The following is a 22332-nucleotide window of genomic DNA, read 5'->3' as shown; positions in this document are numbered from 1 at the left end:
CGGCCTCGAGTCAGCGGGTCTGGCGCCCCGCCTACACCTCGATGTGCTGCCAACGGCCCTGCTGCCAGGCCCGGGCGAACCAGAGCGTCTGGCCGCAGCGGTACAGCCCCTGCAGGACCCAGACCAGCAGCAGGCCTCCGCCGAGCACCGGGCCGGCCAGCGCGGCGACGGGCAGGAACAGCAACCACTGCGCGACCAGCGAGATCTTCATCACCCGGCCGGTGTCGCCGGCGCCGAGCAGCGCGTGCAGCAGGACCAGGCCGGCGGCGTCGATGCCGATGACCACGCACGAGACCAGCAACGCCGGCCAGGCCAGCGCGACGACGTCCGGGTCGGTCAGGAACATCCCGAGGATGGGGCGGCCGAACAGCGCGATGATCAGTCCCATCGTCGCAGCGACCAGCGCAGTGAAGAGCGCGGCATCCCAGCCCCAGGCGCGCGCATCGTCGACATCGCCGCGGCCCAGCGCATTGCCGACCAGCGTGGCGGTGGCGATGCCGAGGCCGATCGCCGGCAGGATGATCACCAGGCCCAGCGTCATCAGCACGTTGGCCGCGGCCAGTTGGTCGGTGCCGATCAGGCCGAAGATCACGATCAGCGTCAGCATGCCGGCCGAGAAGAACAACTGCTGCAGGCTGGCCGGCAGGCTGAGCTTGAATTGTTTCTTCAGCATCGTGACCGACGGCCGGTGGTGCAGGAAACCCTCCGACCATGCATATTTCAATCCGAAGCCCACGTAGATGAAGAAGCCGACCACGATCGACAGCGTGGTGGCCAGCCCGGCGCCGGTCACGCCCATCGCCGGCGCGCCGAGATTGCCGAAGATCAGCACCCAGTTCAGGACGATGTTCAGCGCGTGCATGACCAGCAGCGTGACCAGGTAGATGCCGGTGCGATGGACCGCCGACCAGTAGCCGCGGAACGAGAAATTCATGCCGACGAAGACCAGCGCCAGCAGCCGGACCTGCAGGTAGGGGATGGTCTCCTCGACCACCGCCGGATCGTTGTTGATCAGGGCCAGCAGTTCGGGCGCGAACAGGATCAGGACCGCGGCGAGCGGCGTGCCGAGCATCAGCGCGAGCATCAGCCCGCCGTTCAGCGGCACGGCGATTTCTCCATGCGCGCCTTCGCCGACGCGGCGTGCGCAGATCGCCTGGACGCCGGTGGCCAGCCCGAGGATGAAGGCCATCGACAGCCAGTTGGCGAAGGACCCCAGCCCGGTGGCGGCCAGCGCGGTGGTGCCGAGCCGGCCGACCATCGCGATGTCGACCAGGTTCAGGATGTTCTGCGAGGCCATCCCGCCGATGATCGGCAGCGCCAGCGTCAGCAGCGCGCGCCGCCGGTCGCGATTCGGAAAGTGCGCCCGGGCGGCGGCCAGGGCGTTCATGCCGGAACGATCGACGTGGAGGAGTCGCCAGTCATCCGCGCATTGTGCCTGTCCGCCGGCGCCCCGGGGCGAGCGCCGCGCCGCGCGCCGGGTCGATGCCGGACCGGGCGCGTCGCTGTAGGAATTTTCCCGATGACCGGGAAGACGGACCCGGACTATACTGAGCCCGGTTTCGTCATGGGGTCGCCGCGATGATCCGTCCCGTTTTCGTTCTCGTGCTGCTGTTCACGGCCGGTGCCGGTCCGGTCCAGGCGGCGCCCGTTTCCGGGGAGCTGGGTATCACCCTCCAGCAGGGCTTTCCCTGGCAGGGGCTGTCGATGTTCACCATCGTCATGGCGCTGCTCTACGCCGGTCACCTGGCCCAGGATCGAACCAGCCTGGGCTGGCGCCTCGTGCTGTTCATCCTGGGCTTTCCGCTGACCTTCATCGTCAGCTTCCTCGTGGTTCCCGGGTCGCAGCGCGTGCTCGGCGTGGACCTGCCGCGGCACGATTTGCAGTCCGCCGGTGCGCCGGAATCGACGGCGGCGGAATCCGGGGCCAGCGATTCGGCGCAGGATCGCAAGGCCGGGTGGGACGGACTGATCGCCCTGGCGATCGGCGTCTCGCTGGTGCTCCTGGTGGCTCCGTCCACGGAATACCGCAGCCAGCCGATGGACGACCACCGTCTGCATGTGGAGAAGACAATGTTCCTGGGCTTCTGGGATCGGCCCTGGCTGTCCTACCGACGCGAAGGGGTCCAGCATCGAGACGGGGAGGAGGGCTGGGTCGAACCCGAGTGGACCACGGACCGTCAGTGGACCTTCGAGGCGACGCCGGAAATGGTGTTGACGCTGGTGATGTTGCTGATCGTTTTCGTCCTGTGCGTGCGTGACGAGCGCAAGCGGACGCGCGCCCTCGAAGCCCGCTCCGGCCCACCGCAGCGAGCCGGCTGACTCGGCGCGGTCCGCGCCATCCGAGGTCGAGCGAACGTTGGCGAGGAGTGCGGTTCAGTCTTCGACGTCGACGTAGACGCTGACTTCGCGCGTGGCCCGGAAGGTGATTTCCGGGTGGCGCTCTTCGGCCAGTTGCAGGTTGCCGCGGCGCGGGGCCGGGTCGATCCGTTGGCCGCCGCCGTCTTCATCGCGTTCCTGGCCGGAAAGGTCTGGAGATCACCCCCCGTTGTCGGCCGAGGTCATGGCCGCGTCGTGTCCTGCGAGGGGCTCCGATACGCCGGCATCGCGGCGCGCCTCGGGCCACATCGACCCGTCGCGTCGTCGAACCCGGGGCGTTGCGTCGGCCGGACCCGTAGAATCGGGCGTTGGTCACCGCAGTAACGAATCGATGCATCCGACGCCCCCCTCCGGCCCGCCGGCACCGGCGGCGGCCCTGCGCCGCGCCGGTGCCTGCATCCGCGCGCGACGCTGGTCCGAGGCCGAGGCCGTCCTGGCGCCGCTGGATCGGCCCGGGGCCGCCGGCCTCGACGAGATCCGGCGCTTGCGCGGCGTGGTCGCGATGGGGCGAGGGCAGCCTGAAACGGCCTTGCCATTGTTCGAGTCGGCGCTCGAACTTGCGCCGAAGCGAGCCGTCCTCTATCTGAACCGAGGCAGCTGCTTGAGTGCACTCGACCGTCCGGAAGCGGCGGAGACCGATTTTCGTCATGCATTGAAGCTGGAGCGCGACCTTCAACCCGGCTGGTTCAACCTGGGACGGCTGCTGCTCGCGCAGGCCCGGCTGGACGAGGCTGCATCGGCGTTCCGCCAGGCGCTACGTCTGAAGAGTGATCACGCGGAGTCGCTGTTGTGCCTGGGGCATGTCCTGAAGGCGCTGGCCGACATCGATGGCAGCGTGGCCGCGTACCGACGCGGCGTGTCGATCCGGCCGGGCAGCGGTGACCTCTGGTGGGCGTTGGCCAACGTGAAGGTCCTGGTGTTCCAGGACGATGACATCGATCGTCTCCGCGCGCAGATCGAGCTGTCGACGAGCGACGTGGACCGGATCGGCCTGCACTTCGCGCTTGCAACGGCTCTGGAATCGAAGGAGAAGTACGACGAGGCGTTCCGGCACTTCGAAGCAGGCAATCGGATCAAGCGTCGTCAAGTGCAGTATGACGCCGAGGCCCGCTCGAGGCAGGGAGCGAGAATCCGCTCGGTGTTCTCGCCCGAGCTGCTCGAGAACGTCGGTCGGGTCGGTGCCCTCGGGGAGGGGTCCGATGCGCCGATCTTCATCGTCAGCCTTCCGCGGTCGGGCTCGACCCTGATCGAGCAGATCCTGTCCAGCCATCCGGACTGCAACGGCGCCAGCGAGCTGCCCGATCTCGGTCGCCTGGCGCTGAAGGCGCTCGGCGACGGCACGCCCGGCGGGTGGTCGCCTGAACGGGTGCGGGAACTCGATGACGATGCGCTTGCCGGGCTCGGTCGTGATTATCTCCAGCGCACCGCTCGCTGGAGCCGGGGGCACGCTCGGTTCACCGACAAGATGCCGAACAATTTTCCGCTCGCCGGCCTGATTGCCCTGATCCTGCCCAACGCGCGGATCGTGAACTGCGTGCGCGATCCGGTCGACACGGGCCTGAGCTGCTATCGCCAGCTGTTCGCCCGGGGTCATCACTGGAGCTACGATCTCGACGACATCGCCGCCCACACCCGTTACTTTCGTGCGCTGACGAGTCACTGGGAGCAGGTTCTTCCTGGCCGTTTCCTGACCGTGCGCTACGAGGAACTGCTTGACGACTTCGAAGCACAGGCCCGGTGCCTGGTCGAATTCTGTGGCCTGCCGTGGGATCCGGTGTGCCTGCGATTCCACGAAAATCGACGGCCGGTCCGGACGGCCAGCGCCGGGCAGGTCCGCCAGAAACTGAATCGGGCCGCGGTCGGACGCTGGAAGCACTACGCGGATCGGCTCGGGCCGCTGATTGCCTTGTACGATGAACTCTGCTAACGTCGCCCATCGTCTCGCAGGCGCCCGTGCGTGTTCTTCAAGGGCAACGATGACATTCGACGGATCGTTGGGGATGCGGGCTGACGGTCTGGATGGAACCCGAGATGGTCTCGGGAAAACTGAAACAGTCTTTAACTCAGTCTCTAAAGGGAGAACTTCGTGAATTCCAAGCTCAAGACTTCCGTGCTTGTCGCCGCAATCGGAGCAGCGCTGGGCGCGTCGGTGACTGCCGAGGCCCAGCTTGTCGGGGAGTATGCTGCTGCGCCGACCTTGCCGGTGATCGAAGGGACGGCAGTGCTTTACGATCAGACCGACAGCCCCGATAGTAACGGGGTTCCCGACCAGGATTTCGAAGCTGCGTTCGACGTCTACGATTCGCTTGCCGCCGATGATTTCGTGGTCACCGATGCCCCGGGTTGGACGATCGAGGTCGTCGACACCCTAGGCTCCCAGAGCGCCGGTGGCAGCGCGGCTTCGGTCGATATCGCCTTCCACACCGATCTCGGCGGTGCACCGGACGTGTCCAATCCGGTCTGCAGTTACGACGGTGTGGTGCCGGTCGAAACTGCCGGTTCCTTCACGATCACGCTGCCGACGCCCTGCGCGCTGCCGAGCGACGGTTCGACGGTGTACTGGCTCGTGCAGCAGACCAATCAGGACTTCGCCGGCGGCGCCGGCGGCCAGCACTTCTGGTCCGGCCGTTCCGTGGTTTCCGGTGCCGAATCGCACTGGGTCAACCCCGCAGACGGCTTCGGTAATGGTTGCACCACCTTCCAGCCGGCCAGTGTCTGCGGTGTCGGTGGCGCTTCTCCGGGCGATCCGCGTGACCGTCTGTTCGCGTTGAGCGGTCAGGTCGGCGGCACGGCGTTCTTCAGCACCGAGCCGGTGCCCACCATGGGCAACATCGGTCTTGGCGTGCTGGCGCTCGGCATGCTGCTGCTTGGTGGACTGGCCGTGGGACGACGATTCGTCTGACCCGTCCGGCCATCGCGTGATCCGAAAGGCGGCCCCGGGCCGCCTTTCGTTTGTCCGGGTCGAGGTTCCGGGCGATCGGGTCAGCCGGTTTCGGCGGTCTCGACATAGACGCTGACCTCGCGGGTGGCCCGGAACGTGATCTCCGGGTGGCGCTCCTCGGCCAGCTGCAGGTTGACCCGGGTCGGGGCCAGGTAGACCAGCCGTCCGCCGCCGTCTTCGGCCAGGTGCTGGATGTTCTTGTCCCGGAATTTCTCGAGCTCGCGGTCGTTGTCGGCCGTGACCCAGCGGCAGGTGGCCACATTCACGTTCTCGAAGATCGCCTCGCAGTTGTATTCGTCCTGGAGCCGGTAGGCGACGACGTCGAACTGCAGCATGCCGACCGCGCCGACGACCAGGTCGTTGCCCATCAGCGGCTTGAAGAACTGGGTCGCGCCTTCCTCCGACAGCTGGGTCAGGCCCTTGGTCAGGCTCTTCAGCTTCAGCGGGTCCTTCAGACGGACGCGGCGGAACAGTTCCGGTGCGAAGCTCGGGATGCCGGCGAACTGCAGTTCCTCGCCCTCGGTGAAGGTGTCGCCGATCCCGATCGTGCCGTGGTTGTGCAGGCCGACGATGTCGCCCGGGAAGGCCTGTTCGGCCTCGGCCCGCTCGTCGGCCATGAAGGTCAGCGCGCCGTGCGTGCGCTGCTCCTTGCCGATCCGGACGTGGTGCAGTTTCATGCCCTTGGTGAAGGTGCCCGAGCAGACGCGCATGAAGGCCATCCGGTCGCGGTGGGCCGGGTCCATGTTGGCCTGGACCTTGAACACGAAGCCGGTCAGCTTCGGTTCCGTCGGCTCGACGGTCCGACCGAGCGTGGCGCGCGGCTGGGGCGTGGGTGCGTATTCGACGAACTCGTCGAGCAGCGGAATGATGCCGAAGTTGTTCAGTGCCGAGCCGAAGAACACCGGCGTCTGCCTGCCGGCGAGGTAGGCCTCGGCGTCGAAGTCGTGGCTGGCGCCCTTGACCAGCTCGATCTCGTCCCTGAGCTCCTGTGCCATCTCGCCCAGTTCGGCGTCGGCCTCGGCGCTGTCGATGCCGGCGATGATCTTCGGTTCCTGGCGCAGGTAGTTCCTGCCCGCTTCGTAGATCTGGATCTCGTCGCGCAGCATGTGGTAGATGCCCTTCAGGCGTCGGCCCATGCCGATCGGCCAGGTGATCGGCGCACACTCGATGCCGAGCACGTCTTCGACCTCGTCCAGCAGCTCGATCGGTTCGCGGCCCTCGCGGTCGAGCTTGTTGATGAAGGTGAAGATCGGCGTGTCGCGCAGCCGGCAGACCTCCATCAGCTTGATCGTGCGTTCTTCCACGCCCTTGGCGCAGTCGATGACCATCAGCGCCGAATCCACCGCGGTCAGGACGCGGTAGGTGTCTTCGGAGAAATCGGCGTGGCCGGGGGTGTCGAGCAGGTTGACGACGCGATCGCGGTACGGGAACTGCATCACCGAGGAGGTGATCGAGATGCCGCGCTCCTTTTCCATCTCCATCCAGTCCGAGGTCGCGTGGCGCGAGGCCTTGCGCGACTTCACCGAGCCGGCCAGCTGGATCGCGCCGCCGAACAGCAGGAACTTTTCGGTCAGGGTGGTCTTGCCGGCGTCGGGGTGCGAAATGATCGCGAAGGTGCGGCGGCGGGCGACGTCATCGGCGAGGGACATGGCGGTGGCACGGGTCGAAAACAGCCGGCCATTGTACCGCCGCCCGCCGGCGAACCGCAGCTCAGGGCGCTTGCAGGTCGAGCGGCCGGTTCTTGGTGTCGACCATCCGGAACGGAATCGAGACCAGCTGCATGTCGCGGTTGACCTGGACGGCGAAGTGCAGGTGCGGGCCGGTCGAGAAGCCGGTGTTGCCGGATCGCCCGATCAGCTGGCCGGCGCGGACCCGCTGACCGTCCTGGACGCTGACGCCGCGATAGTCGAGGTGGGCATAGACCGCCATGCTGCCGTCGTCGTGCAGGATCCGCACGAAGTTGGCGCGCGGGCCGTCGCGGGCGAGATCGTCGCCGCTGCGGTGGAAATTGCGCGCGCTGTCCATGACCACGCCGCCGCGCGCTGCGACGATCGGGGTGCCGACCGGGACGGAGAAATCCACCGCGTGGTGGCTGCCGGGTTCGTTGTGGCTGAAGGCGCCGCCGAAGCCCTGGCCGATCCGGATCGGCGTGTCGGCGCGCAGCGGCACGCGGTAGACCGGATCACCGGCCTTGCCTGAATCGAGCGCGCCCGGGACGGCCCGCATCTCGATCCGGTACCGCCATCCACGACGATCGTCCAGCGGGCCGAGCAGCACCGTGCGGTGGCCCCGGTCCGGTAGTTCGAGCAGCGCCGGCAGCGCGGGTTCACTGATCGTGTTCTCCGCCTTGGTCAGCGCCACCGCGACGGTCACGGGGCCGTGCAGCCGGTTTTCGAAGCGCCATTCCGGCGCGCGTTCGGTGCCGACATTGCGCATCGTCACCGGGTCTTTCGGCGTCGCCACGGCGCGCTGCTCTGTGACCGTGTACTCGCCGTCGGGGCGCCGGTCGGACAGGTGCTGGACGCCGTTCTCATCGGTCCAGAGGTAGACCGGCTGGGCCGTGAGCGATCCGGCAGCCAGCAGACCGGCGAGCAGCAGGACGATCGTTCGCGGAATCGGCAGCGGGTCAGGCGTTCGGGGCAGGGGCATGGTTCGGTCGGGGCAGCATCGGCGCGTGTTCAGACTACGCGAAGCGCGCGCGGTTCGCCCGGCGTGCAGCGTCGACCGGCATCTGACAGAATCCTCGTCTCTATTCGAACCGAACGAGCCTGAACCATGACCAAAGCCCTGCGAATCCTGCTGTGCCTGGTGCTGCTGCTGGGCGCGAACGCCGTCGTCGTTGCAGACGAGCCGCTTTCGGCCCGCGAGCTGTTCGCCAACTCGCTGGTCAAATCGATGAAGATCGCCCCCGACGGCAAGCACGTCGCGCTGACCTACGAAGAAGGCTCGGAGGTCAAGCTCGCCGTCATGAACCTGTCGAACGAACGCATCGTCGGCGGCTTCGAGTTCGGCGACAACATGCACGTACTGAACTTCTGGTGGGGCAGCGATACGCGGGTGGTGATGTCGGTGGGCGAGGTGACGGGCAACCTGGACAACCTCGGCCGCGCGACCATGCTGTTCGCCGCCAACATCGACGGGACCCGGCGTCAGCAGATCTTCGGGCAGAACCTGTCCGGGTTCCAGGTCCTCGATCCGCTGCCGGACGACGACCGGAACATCCTGATCGCGCGCTACCACGCCGCCGACGGCGGTGAGCCGAAGGGCAACCTGCTCGACATGTTCGACGGCGATCTCGATTTCCTGGGCGATCAGCCGGTCGATCCCGACATGGCCGGCCTGGTCGCCGACAATGACGGCAAGCTGCGCGGTGCGGTGGCGGTCAAGGTCGGCGACACCCTCGGCGACATCCAGCTACGCCTGTACGCCAAGATCGATGACGAGTGGGAGCAGATCGAGCTCGATAGCGAGCGAGCGCGTCCGTCGGTCAATTTCCTCGGTTTTTCCTCCGACAACGAACAGATCTATTTTTCGTCGAATCACGATATGCCCAGCGGCGACCGCTACGGCGTATTCCGGTTCGATCTCAGGACCCGGAAGGCCGAGCTGCTGTACCGGCACGAGCATGTCGACGCTCGCGGCCTGCTGCGGACCCCGAGCGGCAAGGTGCTCGGTGCGTGGTCGAGCTTCGGCCCGGCCGACTACTCGCTGTTCGACGACCAGGTCGAGGCCCTGCCGGACGATGCCCGGATGCTGGCCGGCCTGCTCAACGCGTTTCCGGACGACAACGTCTTCGTCACCTCGTCGACCCGCGACGGCGACAAGGCCATCATCTACGTGACCGGCGATCGGAACCCGGGCGATTTCTACCTGTTCGATACGGCGAACATGCAGCTGCAGTTCCTCTCGGCTTCGTTCCCCAACCTCGACAAGGAAAAACTGGTCGAGATGGAGCCGGTCCGCATCGAGGCCCGCGATGGCTTGATGCTCAATGCATTGCTGACCCGTCCGGCCGATGCCGAGAAGGATCTTCCGCTGATTCTCAACGTCCACGGGGGTCCGTTCGGCATCGCCGATTTCTGGGGCTTCAATCCCGAAGCGCAGTTCTTCGCTCAGCACGGCTATGCGACGCTGCAGGTCAATTTCCGCGGTTCCGGCAACCGTGGAACCGATTTCCAGCGCGCCGGCTGGCGCGAGTGGGGCGGCAAGATGCAGGACGATCTGACCGATTCGGTCCAGTGGGCGATCGACGAAGGCATCGCCGACCCGGACCGGATCTGCATCTACGGCGGCAGCTACGGCGGCTACGCCACGCTGATGGGGCTGATCAAGACGCCGGACCTGTACCGGTGCGGGGTCGGCTATGTCGGTGTCTACGACCTGGTCTGGTTCCGCGAGGGCGATGGGTCCGACTTCTCGATGGGGCAGGGTGTCCAGGCGCGGCGGAATTTCGAGCGTTTCATGAGTTCGGCCGTGGGCGAGAACGCCGAATCGCTGCGCCCGGTCTCACCGGTTCACAACGTCGAGAAGATCGAGGCCGACCTGTACATCGTCCACGGTGGCTCGGACGTGCGCGTGCCGATCGGCCACGCCGAACGACTGCGCGCTGCGCTGGACGCGATCGGCAAGGACTACGAGTGGATGGTCAAGGACGAGGAAGGCCACGGCTTCTACGACGTCGACAACCGGGTCGAGCTGTACACCTCGATGCTGGCCTTCTTCGACAGGCACATCGGCGACGGCGCCGACCAGGCGACGGCGGCGACCGACGCGCCGTAGATTCGCGTTGCCCGGATCGATCCGGGCCGGCTGCCGGCCCGGGTCATCGCCTCAGCACTCGATGACGTTGACGGCCAGCCCGCCGCGCGAGGTTTCCTTGTACTGGGTCTTCATGTCGCGGCCGGTGTCGCGCATGGTCTTGATGACCTTGTCCAGCGAGACGCGGTGCTTGCCGTCGCCGGCCATTGCCATGCGGGTGGCGTTGACCGCCTTGACCGCGCCCATCGCATTACGCTCGATGCAGGGGATCTGGACCAGTCCGCCGACCGGGTCGCAGGTCAGGCCCAGGTTGTGCTCCATGCCGATCTCGGCGGCGTTCTCGACCTGGTCCATCCGACCGCCCAGCGCTGCAGCCAGGCCGCCGGCGGCCATCGAACAAGCCACGCCGACCTCGCCCTGGCAGCCGACCTCGGCACCGGAAATCGATGCGTTTTCCTTGTAGAGAATACCGATCGCGCCGGCGGTCAGCAGGAACTCGACCACGCCGTCCTCGCTGGCCGATTCGACGAAGCGCCGGTAGTAGTGCAGGACCGCCGGAATGATGCCGGCCGCGCCGTTGGTCGGTGCCGTGACCACGCGGCCGCCGGCGGCATTCTCTTCGTTGACGGCCAGCGCGTAGAGGTTGATCCAGTCCAGGCTGTCGAGGTCGTCGCGCCGGGCCCGGTCCTTGAGCTTCGTGAACAGGCGCGGTGCGCGTCGCCCCACCTTCAACCCGCCCGGCAGCACCCCTTCGCGAGACACGCCGCGCTCGACGCAGTCCTGCATCGCCTGCCAGATGGTCAGCAGGCCGTCGCGGATCTCGGCCTCGCTGCGCCACACGCCCTCGTTGGCCATCATCACGTCGCTGATCCGCAGGTCGTGTTCGCGACAGATCGCCAGCAGTTCGTCGCCGCTGGAGAAGGGGTAGGGCTGCGGCGTGGTGTCGGCCACGATCCGGTCGGCGGCAGCCTCGTCGGGATTGACCACGAAGCCGCCGCCGACCGAGTAGTACTCACGGGACAGCAGCGTCTCGCCGTGCTCGTCCAGGGCCTGGAAGCGCATGCCGTTGGAGTGGTAGGGCAGGGTCTTGCGCTTGTGGAAGACCAGGTCGCGCCTCGGGTTCAGTTTCACGGGTCGGCGCTCGAGCAGCCGGACCTCGCCCTGCTCGGCGATTTCGAGCATGCGCGGTGCGATGTGATCGGGATCGATCTCGTCGGGCAGCTGGCCTTCCAGCCCCATCAGCACGGCCAGGTCGGTGCCGTGGCCGCGTCCGGTGTGGCCGAGCGACCCGAACAGTTCCAGCTTCAGTCCGGACACCGTTTCCAGTACGCCCGTCCGCTCGAGGGCCCGGGCGAACAGGCAGGCCGCGCGCATCGGTCCGACCGTATGCGAACTCGAAGGCCCGATGCCGATCTTGAACAGGTCGAACACACTGACCGCCATCCTCGTCTCCGATGTTGAAACTCCGGCCGGAATTATGCCTCGTGGCGTCGGCGACTGCCCGCCCGTCACAGGGCTTCGGGCGGCGGTTGCCGCGGGCGGGCAGGGGCCGCGCGCCGGCTCCGAGCCGAGCGGTGTCGATGCGCAGCAGCACCCGCCGGGAGGTCGGCCACCTTGCCCGGCCGAACGTCGAGCCGGCAGCAGGTCTGCCCCGGGCCGCGCGATCTTCGCACCCGGACCCGGCTGCACTTCATATACTGCCGGCTCACCGTCGGAGGAATTCGCCATGCATCCACTGTTCCGGATCGCGCCCGTTGCGGCACTGGTCTCGATCGCCTTGTCGGGTTCGCCGGATGCGGGTGCGGCCGCGGCCGCGTCGCTGCTCGCCGACGGCCCCAGCTCGGCGATGCCGCGCGCCGAGGCCGGTATCCGCGGCACGATGCCGTTCGACTGCGGCGATCTGGCCTACGACGACGGCACGGCCGAGGACAGCATCTTCTTCGGCGGCGGCCAGGCCGGCGAGACCGATCACTTCCTCGGCGTGCGCTTCGAGCTGGCCGACTTCGATCTGGTGCCCGGCAGCGCGGCGCTGACCGGGTTCTGTATTTCCAATTCGCTGGACTTTTCCGCCTTCGGCGGGCCCTGGTCGAACGAGGTGTTCGTCTACCGCGACGTCGACGGCATTCCGCAGCTCGGCGACCCGATCCGCCGTGCGACCGTGTCGACCGGCGACGGGACCGGCCAGGTGGTGGTGGAGTTCGACGCGCCGTGGATGATCGACGAGCCGGTGTTCTGGATCATGACCCAGGGCGATCCGATCCATGCCGGCGAGGACTTCAACATGGAGTCCGACCAGTCGTCGAAGGCCGCCGGCCGCAGCTGGATCGCCGATCGCGGGATCGAATTCATGGTGCCGACCGAACAGAATTTCATGATCCGGGCCAGCGTGCTTCGCCTGCCGGGCAACGTGACGCCGGTGCCGGCGCTGGGCGTGCCCGGCATCGCGCTGCTGATCGTGCTGATGCTCGGTCTCGCAGTTCGGGCCCGGCGCCGGGTGGACGCGCGAAGCGGCTGATGGAATACTTGCCGATTCGGCACGACGGAACGACCCCACGATGTCACTGGTGTTCTACACGCGAGAAAACTGCGGCCTCTGCGACAAGGCCAGGGCCCTGCTCGATGTCGGCGGGCTGGCCGATCGAGTGCGGATGGTCGATATCGACGCCGACCTGGACCTGATCCAGCGCTACGGCGACCAGGTGCCGGTGATCCTGAACGAAGACACCGGCGAGAAGATCACCTGGCCGTTTACCGCCTCGCAGATCCGCGACCTGGTCGAGGAGGACGGATGACCGGCCGCAGAGTCCGAATCGGCCGGCCGACGGCCCAAGGCTCATGAGCCCGCCGTCCGGTCTGCTGCACATCGAGGCCGAGCAGCTGCAGAACGCGCTACTGGCCGGCATTGCGCATGTCCAGTCGCGCCGTGATCTGCTGAACCGGATCAACGTCTTCCCGGTGCCCGACGGCGACACCGGGACCAACCTGCTGTTCACCCTGCAGAGCGTGCGCAAGCGCTTGAGCAGCCGGCCGGCCGAAGCCGTACCGCGGGTGCTCGATGACGTCGCCGATGCCGCGCTCGACGGCGCGCGCGGCAACTCCGGCGCGATCCTGGCCCAGTTCTTCCACGGCGTCAGCGAAAGCTGTCGCGATTGCCATCGCTTCGACGCCCACCAGCTGGCCCGCTCGGCGAAGGCCGGCGCGGTCTCGGCCTGGTCGGCGATGTCGAAGCCGGTGGCCGGCACCATGCCGACCGTGCTCGAGGATTTCGGCGATGCGCTGGTCCAGGGCGTCGAGGCCGGTGTCCACGACATCCGCGACCTGTTCGCGCGTGCCCGGAAGGCCGCGCATGCCTCGTTGGAGCGCACCCCGGACCAGCTGCCGGTGCTGCGCGAGGCCGGTGTGGTCGATGCCGGCGCCCAGGGCTTCGTCGACCTGATCGACGGCATCTGGCGCTACCTGCGCAGCGGTCGCCTGCCCGAGGGTCTGGAGACCGTCCAGCCCGTCGCCGGCGCCGGCGCGCCGGCCCATGCCGAGGCCGGTCCGCTCGACCATCGCTTCTGCACCGAGTGCCTGATCGACGGCGACGAGCTGGACGTCGACGGTCTGCGCGAGCGGCTCGACGCGATGGAGGCCAGCAGCCTGGTCGTGGCCGGCGGCGGCCGGCGGGCGCGCGTCCACATCCACACCAACAAGCCCGGCGACGTGTTCCGGGTCTGCGCCGAGTTCGGCGAGATCCGGCAGCAGAAGGCCGACGACATGAGCCGGCAGCACGGGCTGATCAACCAGCGCGGCACGATTGCCGTGGTCACCGATTCGGCGGCCGACCTGCCGGCCGCCGAGATCGACCGGCTCGGCATCCACAGCGTGCCGCTGCGGCTGTTCTTCGGCGATACCGAATACCTCGACAAGCTGTCGATGCAGCCGAGCGCGTTCTACCGGAAGATCGCCGGCTCCGATGTCCACCCGCAGACCTCGCAGCCGCCGCCGCGCGACTTCCGTCGCCAGTTCGAACTGCTGACCAGCCACGGCCACGAAGTGATCTCGATCCACATCTCCGGCAAGCTCAGCGGTACGCTGCAGTCGGCCGAGCAGACCGCCGGGCGGCTCGGTGACGAGGCGCCGATCACGGTCTACGATTCGCTGAACGCGGCCTGCGGCCAGGCCCTGCTGACGCTGTGGGCGGCCGAGGCAGCCGCGGCCGGATGGTCGCGCCGCGAGATCGTCTCCGGGCTCGACGAACTGGGTCCGAAGACCCGCACCTTCGCGCTGGCGCGCGACCTGAGCTGGGGCGTGCGCGGCGGGCGCGTGAAGCCCTGGATGGAGGGCGTGGCCCGTCACCTGCGCCTGAACCCGGTGCTGGCCAACTCGGTCGACGGGCGGCTGACCGCACGCGGCGTGGTCCGGGGCCGCGGCGAGCAGGCGGTGCGACGCTTTGCCCGGTTCCTGGTCCGGCGGATGGACGCCGGCGTGACCTATCGCATCCTGATCAGCCAGGCCGATTGCGTCGACGACGCCCGCCTGCTGCGCGAGCTGCTGCTGACCGCGCATCCGGAAGTCGACGCCTGCTGGATCGAAGACGCCAGTCCGGCGGTGGGCGTCCACGCCGGACCGGGCTGCCTGATCGTCGGCCTCCAGCCGTGGACCGCGCCGGACTGAGGCCATGCCGATCACCGCACTGCTCGATCTGCTGCTGTTCGCCCTGCTCGGTTACCTGGTCGGCTCGATTTCCGGCTCGCTGGTGCTCGGCCGACTGCGCGGAATCGACATCCGGACCCAGGGCTCGGGCAACGCCGGCGGCACCAACGCACTGCGCACGGTCGGCTGGTCGTTCGCGCTGGGCGTGGTCCTGATCGATCTCGGCAAGGGCGTGGTCGCCGCCGGGCTGCTGCCGATGCTGGCCCCGTTGCTTGCCGACAGCGAGCCGTCGCGGCTGTGGCTGGCCTGCGCCTGCGGCTTCGCGGCCGTGCTCGGCCACGTCTGGCCGGTCTATTTCGGCTTCCGCGGGGGCAAGGGGGCCGGCACCGCGGTCGGCGCGGTCGCGGTGCTCGCGCCGTGGTGCATCCTGCCGCTTCTGCTGGTCTGGCTGATTACCCTGTTCGGCACCGGCTACGTGGGCCTGGCGACCATCCTGGCCGGCCTGAGCCTGGTGCCGTCGATGTACCTGCTCGGCCCGGAACCGCTGCCCCTGGCGCTGGGCGTGTTCGCGATCGCGCTGGCCGTGCTGCTGGTGTTCACCCACCGCAGCAACCTCGCCCGGTTGGCCAGCGGTACCGAGAACCGCTTCGAGAAGGCGCGCGTGCTGAAGCGCCGCAAGTAGCCGGCCCGCGACGGTCCTGCCCCCGATGAACGATCCCGCCCTGCATCTCCTGGCTCGGCTGGCCGACGGCCGGTGGCACGGTGGCCCGGCGCTGTCCGATGCCCTCGGCGTCAGCCGTGCCGCGATCTGGAAGCAGGTCGAAGTCCTGCGCGGCGCGGCATTGCCGATCGAGTCCGACCCCGCATGCGGGTATCGGCTGGCCCGGCCGATCGCCCTGTTGTCGGCCGAGCGGATCGCGGCCGCGGTTCCGGCCGGGATCGAACTCGATGTGCTGGAGCGCTGTGCGTCGACCAACGCCGAGCTCGCCGGCGGAGGTTTCGGCCATCGGCGCGCGGTGCTGGCCGAATGGCAGCAGGCCGGGCGGGGCCGTCGGGGTCGGTCGTGGATCGCGCCGCCCGGCGGCGCAATGGCGCTGAGCTTCGGGTTCCGCTTCGAGGTCGGCCTGCCGCGGCTCGGTCCGCTGAGCCTGGTTGCCGGCCTGGCCTGCGCCGAGGCGCTGGCCGGGCAGGGCGTTTCAGGGGTCGGACTGAAATGGCCGAACGACCTGGTCGCCGGCGGGGCCAAGCTGGGCGGCCTGCTGGTCGAACTGCAGGGCAGCGTGGACGGCCCGTGTTCGGTGGTCGTCGGCGTCGGCATCAACGTCTGGCTGCCCGAGCCCGCCCGGGCCGGGATCGACCAGCCGGTCACCGACCTGGCCGCGCTCGGCGTGGCGCCGGACCGTCGCAACGAACTGGCCGCGGCGCTGGTCACATCGCTGGACGCGGCCTGCGAACGCTTCGAGAAGCTCGGCTTCGCGCCGTTCGCCGAGGCCTGGGCGGCGCGCGACGTGCTGGCCGGGCGGGCGGTCGATGTCCACGGGACCGGCGGTGTGCGCCACGGCGTGGCCGACGGCGTCAGCGAACGCGGCGGGCTGTGGCTGCGGACCGATGCCGGCCGCGAAGAGCTCGCTGCCGGGGAGGTGAGTCTCCGTGCCCGCGTCTGAACGAAGCCCGTCTCCGCGCTGGCTGGCCGACCTGGGGCATAGCCGCGTCAAGTGGGCCGAACTGCGGCCCGGCGGCACGCTCGGCCACGCGCACACGACGACCGCCGAGGCGTTCCCGGACCGGGTGGCCGCCGAAGCGGTCGCGTCGATCGTGCTGGCCGCCGTGCCGCCCGACGCGACGGTGCGGCCGCTGGTCGACGCCGTGGCCGCCACCGGTGCGACCCTGGTCCGCATCGCCCTCGGTGCGCCGCGGCTGGACGTCGCGCCCGGCTACGCGACGCTGGGCGTCGATCGCTGGCTGGCGTTCAATGCCGCCTGGCGGCAACGGCCAGACCCGCTGTGCGTCATCGACGTCGGCACGGCCACCACGGTGGACCTGGTCGATGCCGAGGGTCGCCACCGCGGCGGCTGGATCCTGCCCGGGCCCGAGGCGGCCCGCAGCGGCCTGCTGGAGCGCGCGTCCGGCCTCGAGCGCCCGCGGCAGCCGGTCGAACGATTCGATGCCCCGGCCCTGACCACCGCCCTGGCGCTGGAGCGCGGGCTGGTGCTGCAGCAGGTCGGGGCGCTGGACCGGGCGATCGAGGCCGGCACGCGGGACCTGGGCACCCGTCCCCGGGTGGTGCTGACCGGGGGCGGGGCCGCGGCGGTACAATCCGCGCTGGAGATCGATGAACTGCAGCCCGACCTGGTGCTGCACGGACTGGCGCTTGCCGTGACGCGGATGGACCCCGAGCGATGATGGCGTGGCGCATTGCCGCGGTGCTGCTGGTGGTGGTGAACCTGGCGCTGCTGGTGCTCGGGCAGATGCAGCCCCCGCCGGCGCCCCGGTTGCCGCCGCCGGTCGCCGATCCCGACATTCCCCAGCTGGAACTGATTGCGCTGGACTGGCAGGAAAGCCAGGCGCAGGGCCCGCGCTGTTTCACGATCGGTCCGTTCGCCACGCTGGTCCAGCAGAGCCGCGCCGAGGATCGCCTGCGCCCCTTCGCCAGCGAAATCCGGCCGCGACGCACCGAGGCCGACCGTGATCGCGGCTGGTGGGTCTTCGTCGCGGCCCCCAGCCGCTCCAGTGCCATCGAGCTGGCCCAGGAACTGGCCAGCCGGGGTGTCGAAGATTATTTCGTCGTCGCCGACGAGGACCTGCCCGACGCCGTCTCGCTGGGCCTGTTCGAACGCCGCGAGAACGCCCGCGCCCGCCTGGCCCGGATTCGATCCATGGGCTTCGACGCCCAGCTCGCGGTGCGCCGTGAAGACATCCCCCAGTTCTGGCTCGACTACCGCATCGACCCCGGCGAACGCTCCCCCTGGCGCTTCATCCTGCGCTCCAGCCCCGGTGCGAAACATTTCGCGATTCCGTGTTTCTGAGTGAGCGTTTGGTCCAGACCCCTGCGTCCCTCGCCACTCGTTGTGTACCGTCTCGCGAGTCGGAGAGCGTCTGGCTGCAAGGCCGGTCTGGCAGGGAATGGCAGCGTCCTTCCAGGCGACGGAACGCCGCGGATGAAGGCTCTCCGGCTCGCCCTTCGAGGAGCGCGCCCGAACCGACAGTGCGGCCTTGCGTCCCTTGTCAAGGGCCGGCCCTTCACTGCGGGCCGCGCCTTGCCCTGTCGATTCAGGCGCACGCCATACGTCACACAATGAGTGGCGGGGTACACTGGAAGCAAGTCCGTGTGCGGCCAAATGCCTTGGCTCAGTGGCTAGAGCATCCGATCTGTCGATTGTCACGGCAAGCGGCGGGTCCCGGGTTCGAACCGAGCGGCGCTGCCGCGAGCTCGCTGGCGCGCAGCGACAGCCATCCTGGTGTCCGATACAATTCAGAATCTTCCCGGAAGACGCCGGCTTAGCTCAGGTGGTAGAGCATCTGATTTGTAATCAGAGGGTCGGGGGTTCGAATCCCTCAGCCGGCACCATCGTTCATTTGAATCCGTTGTTTCGGTTTACCGCGACCTTCGGCATGGGCACGATTCGAACCCCCGACGAATGAACGGTTCGAACCGAGCGGCGCAGCCGCGAGTTCGCTGGCGCGCAGCGACAGCCATCCCTCAGCCGGCACCATCGTTCATTTGAATCCGTTGTTTCGGTTTACCGCGACCTTCGGCATGGGCACGATTCGAACCCCCGACGAATGAACGGTTCGAAGCGAGCGGCTCCGCCGCGAGTTCGCTGGCGCGCAGCGACAGCCATCCCTCAGCCGGCACCATTCCTGCTTCGCTCACCCTGCCGCGTTCGGCCACCTTCGTTGGCTACTTTCGGGATTCGCCCCCTCCGACGCGACAACGGCTTGGAACCGAGCCGCTCCGCGACCGCCTGCCTCGTGCCCGGACCGGCTTCAGCGACCGCCCCGTTCAGCCGCCCGCAGCCGGCCACAAAAATGTTATATCATTGCATTTGAATCCACCGAGCCCACCCCATGGCCGCCGTACTGAATCAGCAACGCACTGCCGAGAAGGCCGACCTGCCCGTCACCTGGCTGGACCGGCTCGGCATCGGCGTGTCCGCGTTCTGTCTGCTGCAGTGCCTGGCACTGCCGGTTCTGCTGGTGGTCGCGCCGTCGCTGTCGGCCGGGTTCCTGTCCCACGAGGTCTTCCATGTGGTGCTGCTGGCGGTGATTCTTCCGGTCAGCGGGCTGGCCTACACGCTGGGCTACCTGAAACACCGCAATCCGCGAATCTGGATTCCCGCCGCGCTGGGCCTGGGCTTCCTGGTGCTGGCGCTGCTGTTGGAGCTTCAGCACGCGCTGCCGCCGCTGGGCATCGCCGCGGTCACGTCGGTCGGCGGCGTCCTGCTGATCATCGGCCACCTGCTGAACCTGAAGAGTCGAGGCACTGGCCGGCGCTGAACCCGGCGTGGTATTTTCGGGATCGACGTTCGATTTCGTGACTCCGATCCGGGAGGGTCCCCGATGCGATTCGCCCTGCTTGTTCTCCTGATCCTTGCCTTCGCGCTGGTCGGCGCGCAACGGGTCGACGCCCGGACCGCCGAGTTCCGTGCCGTGCCCGCGGCTTCGCCGAGCGGGCCCGACGCGGCCGCGCTGAGCGAGTTCGTCGACGAGGTTCGCGCGCTGGCCGAAGAATTCCAGCTGACCCCGGCCCAGCAGGTCCAGGTCGGCGTGATCCTGATGCGAGCCGCCGATGACCTGGCCGGCCGGTTCGAGCCGATCGTCCTGCGTCGCGCGGAGATCGACGACGCGCTGCAGGCGCAGCCGGTCGACACCGACCGCATCGAGCGCCTGGCCGAGGCCCAGGGCCGGGCGGCGGCCGAGCTGACCGGGCTGGAAATCGACACGATCATCGCCGTCCGCGCCGTGCTGGACGAATCGCAGCTGCTGTTGCTCGACGAGCTTCGCGCGCTGATCCGCGATCGACTGACCGAGTGGATGGGGCAGGTCGGCGCGACCGCCGAGCGCATCATGATGAGCCGGACCGCGCTGCAGCGCGGCGGGCCGAAGACCGGCGATGCGATGACCGACGCCGCCGCCGCGATGGGGCTGACGCCGGAGCAGCGCGCGGCGGTCCGCGCGATCGTCGAGGCCGCGGTTGGCGAGTTTCTCGGCCTGGCCGCCGACCTGGCCGCCAACCGCCAGGCGCTCGGCGAAGTGGCCCGCACGACACCGCGCGATGAGGCGGCCATCGGCGCGGCGCTGCAGGCCCGGGCCGATCTGTTCGAGATTCTGGTCCTGCTGCGCGTCGACGTCACGCTGCAGATCCGCGAGGTGCTGACCGACGACCAGCTCGGCCTGATCGGCCACCTTGCGCCGGTGCTGCGCGAGCAGGCCGTGGGCTGGGGTGGCGACCTCTGACCGGAGTCTTCGAATGAGCCGATCGTTTTCCAGCTTCCGCGAGTTCTACCCCTACTACCTCGACGAACACGCCGACCGCCGCTGCCGGCTGCTGCATTTCATCGGCACCTGGCTGGTGATCGCCGCGCTGATCGCCGGCATCGTCGTCTCGCCGTGGTGGCTGCTGGCCATGCCGCTGGCCGGCTACGGCTTCGCCTGGATCGGCCACTTCGTATTCGAGAAGAACCGGCCGGCAACCTTCCGATACCCGTTCTACAGCCTGGCCGGCGACTGGGTCATGTTCTACGACATCCTCCGCGGCCGCGTTCGTATCTGATCCGGGCTTCTTTTCTGGTTCGGGCCTCCATCTCCAGCCCGCATTGTTCATGAATCGCCGCGATGATTGCGCCGGGAATTGTTCGCACAGGGGATTTTCCGACCGAGCGGAAGACCCTGCTGTATTTCCGAGCGAGGACGATTCGCTGTGCGGACAAGGACCAGGCAAGGGCGCGAGCGCATTCATGAACAATGCGGGCTAGTGGGCCATGCGGCAAATGAGGTGACGCTCGGCCGTCGCACCCGCGTCGTATGCAAGGCGCGCGAGTGCAGGCGTCCTTGCCGGGCCGTCGAGCGAGCGGAACGCAGCCTTCGGTGCGGGTGCGACGGCGCTTCGGGAGTCAGTGTGCCGGCACGACTCGGCGTTGCGTTTCCCGGCAAGGGAGCGGCCATTCCCTGCGAAACGCGCCTTGATTCGCACCGGCACAGCGGCTCTGAGCGTTACCGAACGATCCGCATGGCCCACTAGCTGATCAACGCGAAGAGGATCAAGGGGCGAAGAACGCGAGGAAAATCCGATTCCTGCTGGAGAACCGGAAACGCGGGTTTTCCTCTCCCACCCCGGGAACGGGCAGGCCGCTGTGCACTGGAGCGCCGATTCGGATGGCCGAAGTGCCGACCTCGAGCGGGTTCCCTGCTTCATGGCTTTTTCTTCCTTGCGGTCTTCGTCCCGTGGTCCTCCTTGCGCCGATCATCCAGAGGACGGGGACATGAGCCCTGCTAACGCCCCATCACCGCCTGCACTTCGTCCCGGGCAGCGAGGCCGTCGCGGTAACCCAGGTCGATGAGTTCGCGACAGAATTCGGCTTCGAACAGCAGGTAGCTGGGCAGGCGGCCCGGGCCCCAGGCGCCGATGCCGCGGAGCAGGGTCTTGACGCTGGCCGGGATGCGGTGCATGTGGCGGGTGGCGACTTCGCGGACGTCGCGACTGGGCTGGATCAGCACGGTCTTCACCGGTCGTAACTCGGTCTGCGAACGCTGCTCCTCGGTCATCAGCGACAGCGTGTGGTTGATCCGCTGCAGCCGGGCCAGGTCGTTGGTCAGGTAGTCCATGAAGATCACGTCGAGCAGGTAGCCGCCGATTTCGCCGAGCGAGGGGTACTCGGGGCAGGTCGGCGGTTCCGGATCCTGGGCCGCGTCGCGGGTGCCGATGATGACGATCCGGTCGGCGCCCATGTGGATCGGCGGGCTCAGCGGGGTGGTGTGGCGCATGCCGCCGTCACCGTAGAACTCCTGGCCGATCCGTCGCGCCGGGAACAGCAGCGGCAGCGCGGCGCTGGCCAGCAGGTGCTCGGGGCCGATGGTCGTGCGCTGTCCGGCCCGGCGATACAAGGTCCACTCGTCGATGTCGTCGCGACCCTGGAAGAAGGTGACCGCACGCGAGGTCGAATAGCCCGCCGCGGTGATCAGCAGCGCGTCGAGCAGGCCGGCGTCGATCGCATCGCGGATGCCGTCGGTGCGCAGTTCGCGGGTCAGCAGTTCGCCCAGCGGGGCGTTGTCGAGCAACGATCGAGGGTTGTCCACGCCGAGACCGCCCAGCGTCATCGCCGCCAGCCAGTGCAGTCCGCTGGTCAGGTTGTGCCACCAGCCGGTGCGATAGATGTGGTTGCAGCGGAAGTTGCCCCAGAAGCCCTCGAGCCGTGCCGCGCCGTGAGCAAGGTCGCCGGCGTGGCTGGCCAGCACCGCGGCGTTGATGCTCCCGGCCGAGATGCCGGCAATGATCGGGAACGGAGACGCCGGGCCCGGCAGGTACTCGGCCAGGGCCTTGACCACGCCGACCTGGTACGCTCCGCGGGCGCCGCCGCCGGGCAGCATCAGGGCGGGCTTGGCGGGGCGGTCGGTCAAGGCTG

20 protein-coding genes and 1 tRNA gene are annotated in these 22332 nt (G+C 68.3%); 15 read left to right on the top strand and 6 right to left on the bottom strand.

What is annotated here, in order from left to right; all coding sequences use genetic code 11:
- Positions 1 to 31 precede the first annotated feature (31 nt).
- Positions 32 to 1387 (bottom strand): MATE family efflux transporter, encoded by a 1356-nt coding sequence (locus HFP89_RS03700; RefSeq protein WP_168716288.1) that lies wholly within the window; start codon positions 1385 to 1387, stop codon positions 32 to 34.
- A 215-nt stretch (positions 1388 to 1602) separates the two neighbouring features.
- Here HFP89_RS03700 and HFP89_RS03695 point away from each other — a divergent pair, with 215 nt between their 5' ends.
- From HFP89_RS03695 to HFP89_RS03685, 3 genes are all read left to right on the top strand, one after another.
- Positions 1603 to 2319, top strand: a complete 717-nt coding sequence (locus tag HFP89_RS03695; RefSeq protein WP_168716287.1) for a hypothetical protein — start codon at positions 1603 to 1605, stop codon at positions 2317 to 2319.
- Between the two features lie 388 nt (positions 2320 to 2707).
- Positions 2708 to 4303: a sulfotransferase gene (locus tag HFP89_RS03690; RefSeq protein ID WP_168716286.1), complete on the top strand. Its 1596-nt coding sequence runs from the start codon at positions 2708 to 2710 to the stop codon at positions 4301 to 4303.
- A gap of 159 nt (positions 4304 to 4462) precedes the next feature.
- Complete coding sequence (locus tag HFP89_RS03685; RefSeq protein ID WP_168716285.1) at positions 4463 to 5278, top strand: hypothetical protein; 816 nt, start codon at positions 4463 to 4465, stop codon at positions 5276 to 5278.
- 80 nt (positions 5279 to 5358) lie between these two features.
- On the opposite strand, the gene HFP89_RS03680 is transcribed toward HFP89_RS03685, so the two are convergent.
- On the bottom strand, positions 5359 to 6966 hold the full coding sequence (locus HFP89_RS03680) for a peptide chain release factor 3 (protein WP_168716284.1): 1608 nt from the start codon (positions 6964 to 6966) through the stop codon (positions 5359 to 5361).
- 61 nt (positions 6967 to 7027) lie between these two features.
- Entirely contained in the window at positions 7028 to 7966 is a 939-nt protein-coding gene (locus HFP89_RS03675) for a M23 family metallopeptidase (protein WP_168716283.1), read from the bottom strand.
- 126 nt (positions 7967 to 8092) lie between these two features.
- On the opposite strand from HFP89_RS03675, the gene HFP89_RS03670 reads away from it, so the two are divergent.
- Complete coding sequence (locus HFP89_RS03670; protein WP_168716282.1) at positions 8093 to 10096, top strand: S9 family peptidase; 2004 nt, start codon at positions 8093 to 8095, stop codon at positions 10094 to 10096.
- A 51-nt stretch (positions 10097 to 10147) separates the two neighbouring features.
- Here HFP89_RS03670 and HFP89_RS03665 read toward each other — a convergent pair whose 3' ends face one another.
- On the bottom strand, positions 10148 to 11518 hold the full coding sequence (locus HFP89_RS03665) for an L-serine ammonia-lyase (protein WP_168716281.1): 1371 nt from the start codon (positions 11516 to 11518) through the stop codon (positions 10148 to 10150).
- A gap of 283 nt (positions 11519 to 11801) precedes the next feature.
- Between HFP89_RS03665 and HFP89_RS03660 the strand changes: the two genes are divergently transcribed.
- The 8 genes from HFP89_RS03660 to HFP89_RS03625 all read left to right on the top strand — a co-directional run bounded on the left by HFP89_RS03660 (position 11802) and on the right by HFP89_RS03625 (position 18278).
- A complete protein-coding gene (locus HFP89_RS03660) occupies positions 11802 to 12590 on the top strand; it encodes a hypothetical protein (protein WP_168716280.1) in 789 nt (262 codons plus the stop codon).
- A gap of 40 nt (positions 12591 to 12630) precedes the next feature.
- Entirely contained in the window at positions 12631 to 12867 is a 237-nt protein-coding gene (locus HFP89_RS03655; RefSeq protein ID WP_168716279.1) for a glutaredoxin family protein, read from the top strand.
- Between the two features lie 43 nt (positions 12868 to 12910).
- Positions 12911 to 14731 (top strand): DegV family protein, encoded by a 1821-nt coding sequence (locus HFP89_RS03650; RefSeq protein WP_168716278.1) that lies wholly within the window; start codon positions 12911 to 12913, stop codon positions 14729 to 14731.
- A 4-nt stretch (positions 14732 to 14735) separates the two neighbouring features.
- Complete coding sequence (gene plsY / locus HFP89_RS03645) at positions 14736 to 15392, top strand: glycerol-3-phosphate 1-O-acyltransferase PlsY (RefSeq protein WP_168716277.1); 657 nt, start codon at positions 14736 to 14738, stop codon at positions 15390 to 15392.
- A gap of 25 nt (positions 15393 to 15417) precedes the next feature.
- Positions 15418 to 16374 (top strand): biotin--[acetyl-CoA-carboxylase] ligase, encoded by a 957-nt coding sequence (locus tag HFP89_RS03640; RefSeq protein ID WP_168716276.1) that lies wholly within the window; start codon positions 15418 to 15420, stop codon positions 16372 to 16374.
- Positions 16361 to 17113, top strand: coding sequence for a type III pantothenate kinase (locus HFP89_RS03635; protein ID WP_168716275.1), 753 nt, complete (start codon positions 16361 to 16363; stop codon positions 17111 to 17113). The genes HFP89_RS03640 and HFP89_RS03635 overlap by 14 nt, the downstream gene beginning before the upstream one ends.
- Positions 17113 to 17736, top strand: a complete 624-nt coding sequence (locus HFP89_RS03630; protein ID WP_168716274.1) for an SPOR domain-containing protein — start codon at positions 17113 to 17115, stop codon at positions 17734 to 17736. Before HFP89_RS03635 ends, HFP89_RS03630 begins: the two co-directional genes overlap by 1 nt.
- Before the next feature lie 466 nt (positions 17737 to 18202).
- Positions 18203 to 18278: transfer RNA gene (locus HFP89_RS03625), tRNA-Thr, on the top strand.
- A 132-nt stretch (positions 18279 to 18410) separates the two neighbouring features.
- Here HFP89_RS03625 and HFP89_RS03620 read toward each other — a convergent pair.
- Positions 18411 to 18602 (bottom strand): hypothetical protein, encoded by a 192-nt coding sequence (locus HFP89_RS03620; protein WP_168716273.1) that lies wholly within the window; start codon positions 18600 to 18602, stop codon positions 18411 to 18413.
- Positions 18603 to 18778: 176 nt separating this feature from the next.
- On the opposite strand from HFP89_RS03620, the gene HFP89_RS03615 reads away from it, so the two are divergent.
- From HFP89_RS03615 to HFP89_RS03605, 3 genes are all read left to right on the top strand, one after another.
- A complete protein-coding gene (locus HFP89_RS03615; RefSeq protein WP_168716272.1) occupies positions 18779 to 19207 on the top strand; it encodes a MerC domain-containing protein in 429 nt (142 codons plus the stop codon).
- Positions 19208 to 19270: 63 nt separating this feature from the next.
- Positions 19271 to 20167 carry a periplasmic heavy metal sensor gene (locus HFP89_RS03610; RefSeq protein WP_168716271.1) on the top strand — a complete coding sequence of 299 codons (897 nt, stop codon included), beginning with the start codon at positions 19271 to 19273 and terminating at the stop codon, positions 20165 to 20167.
- A 13-nt stretch (positions 20168 to 20180) separates the two neighbouring features.
- Positions 20181 to 20483 (top strand): DUF962 domain-containing protein, encoded by a 303-nt coding sequence (locus HFP89_RS03605; RefSeq protein WP_168716270.1) that lies wholly within the window; start codon positions 20181 to 20183, stop codon positions 20481 to 20483.
- A 719-nt stretch (positions 20484 to 21202) separates the two neighbouring features.
- On the opposite strand, the gene HFP89_RS03600 is transcribed toward HFP89_RS03605, so the two are convergent.
- Positions 21203 to 22327 carry a patatin-like phospholipase family protein gene (locus HFP89_RS03600; RefSeq protein ID WP_206212208.1) on the bottom strand — a complete coding sequence of 375 codons (1125 nt, stop codon included), beginning with the start codon at positions 22325 to 22327 and terminating at the stop codon, positions 21203 to 21205.
- Positions 22328 to 22332: the final 5 nt, after the last annotated feature.

The organism is Wenzhouxiangella sp. XN79A, assembly GCF_012272825.1.
Taxonomy (GTDB): domain Bacteria; phylum Pseudomonadota; class Gammaproteobacteria; order Xanthomonadales; family Wenzhouxiangellaceae.
Note: the sequence above shows the minus strand (reverse complement) of the source record. Positions and strands in the feature narration are given on the sequence as shown.

Bases quoted from the DNA above. Each gene is read 5' to 3' on its own strand.
- HFP89_RS03700 (WP_168716288.1), bottom strand. From the start codon at position 1,387: ATGAACGCCCTGGCCGCCGCCCGGGCGCACTTTCCGAATCGCGACCGG.
- HFP89_RS03690 (WP_168716286.1), top strand. From the start codon at position 2,708: ATGCATCCGACGCCCCCCTCCGGCCCGCCGGCACCGGCGGCGGCCCTG.
- HFP89_RS03680 (WP_168716284.1), bottom strand. From the start codon at position 6,966: ATGTCCCTCGCCGATGACGTCGCCCGCCGCCGCACCTTCGCGATCATT.
- HFP89_RS03675 (WP_168716283.1), bottom strand. From the start codon at position 7,966: ATGCCCCTGCCCCGAACGCCTGACCCGCTGCCGATTCCGCGAACGATC.
- HFP89_RS03670 (WP_168716282.1), top strand. From the start codon at position 8,093: ATGACCAAAGCCCTGCGAATCCTGCTGTGCCTGGTGCTGCTGCTGGGC.
- HFP89_RS03665 (WP_168716281.1), bottom strand. From the start codon at position 11,518: ATGGCGGTCAGTGTGTTCGACCTGTTCAAGATCGGCATCGGGCCTTCG.
- HFP89_RS03660 (WP_168716280.1), top strand. From the start codon at position 11,802: ATGCATCCACTGTTCCGGATCGCGCCCGTTGCGGCACTGGTCTCGATC.
- HFP89_RS03655 (WP_168716279.1), top strand. From the start codon at position 12,631: ATGTCACTGGTGTTCTACACGCGAGAAAACTGCGGCCTCTGCGACAAG.
- HFP89_RS03650 (WP_168716278.1), top strand. From the start codon at position 12,911: ATGAGCCCGCCGTCCGGTCTGCTGCACATCGAGGCCGAGCAGCTGCAG.
- plsY (WP_168716277.1), top strand. From the start codon at position 14,736: ATGCCGATCACCGCACTGCTCGATCTGCTGCTGTTCGCCCTGCTCGGT.
- HFP89_RS03640 (WP_168716276.1), top strand. From the start codon at position 15,418: ATGAACGATCCCGCCCTGCATCTCCTGGCTCGGCTGGCCGACGGCCGG.
- HFP89_RS03630 (WP_168716274.1), top strand. From the start codon at position 17,113: ATGGCGTGGCGCATTGCCGCGGTGCTGCTGGTGGTGGTGAACCTGGCG.
- HFP89_RS03615 (WP_168716272.1), top strand. From the start codon at position 18,779: ATGGCCGCCGTACTGAATCAGCAACGCACTGCCGAGAAGGCCGACCTG.
- HFP89_RS03610 (WP_168716271.1), top strand. From the start codon at position 19,271: ATGCGATTCGCCCTGCTTGTTCTCCTGATCCTTGCCTTCGCGCTGGTC.
- HFP89_RS03605 (WP_168716270.1), top strand. From the start codon at position 20,181: ATGAGCCGATCGTTTTCCAGCTTCCGCGAGTTCTACCCCTACTACCTC.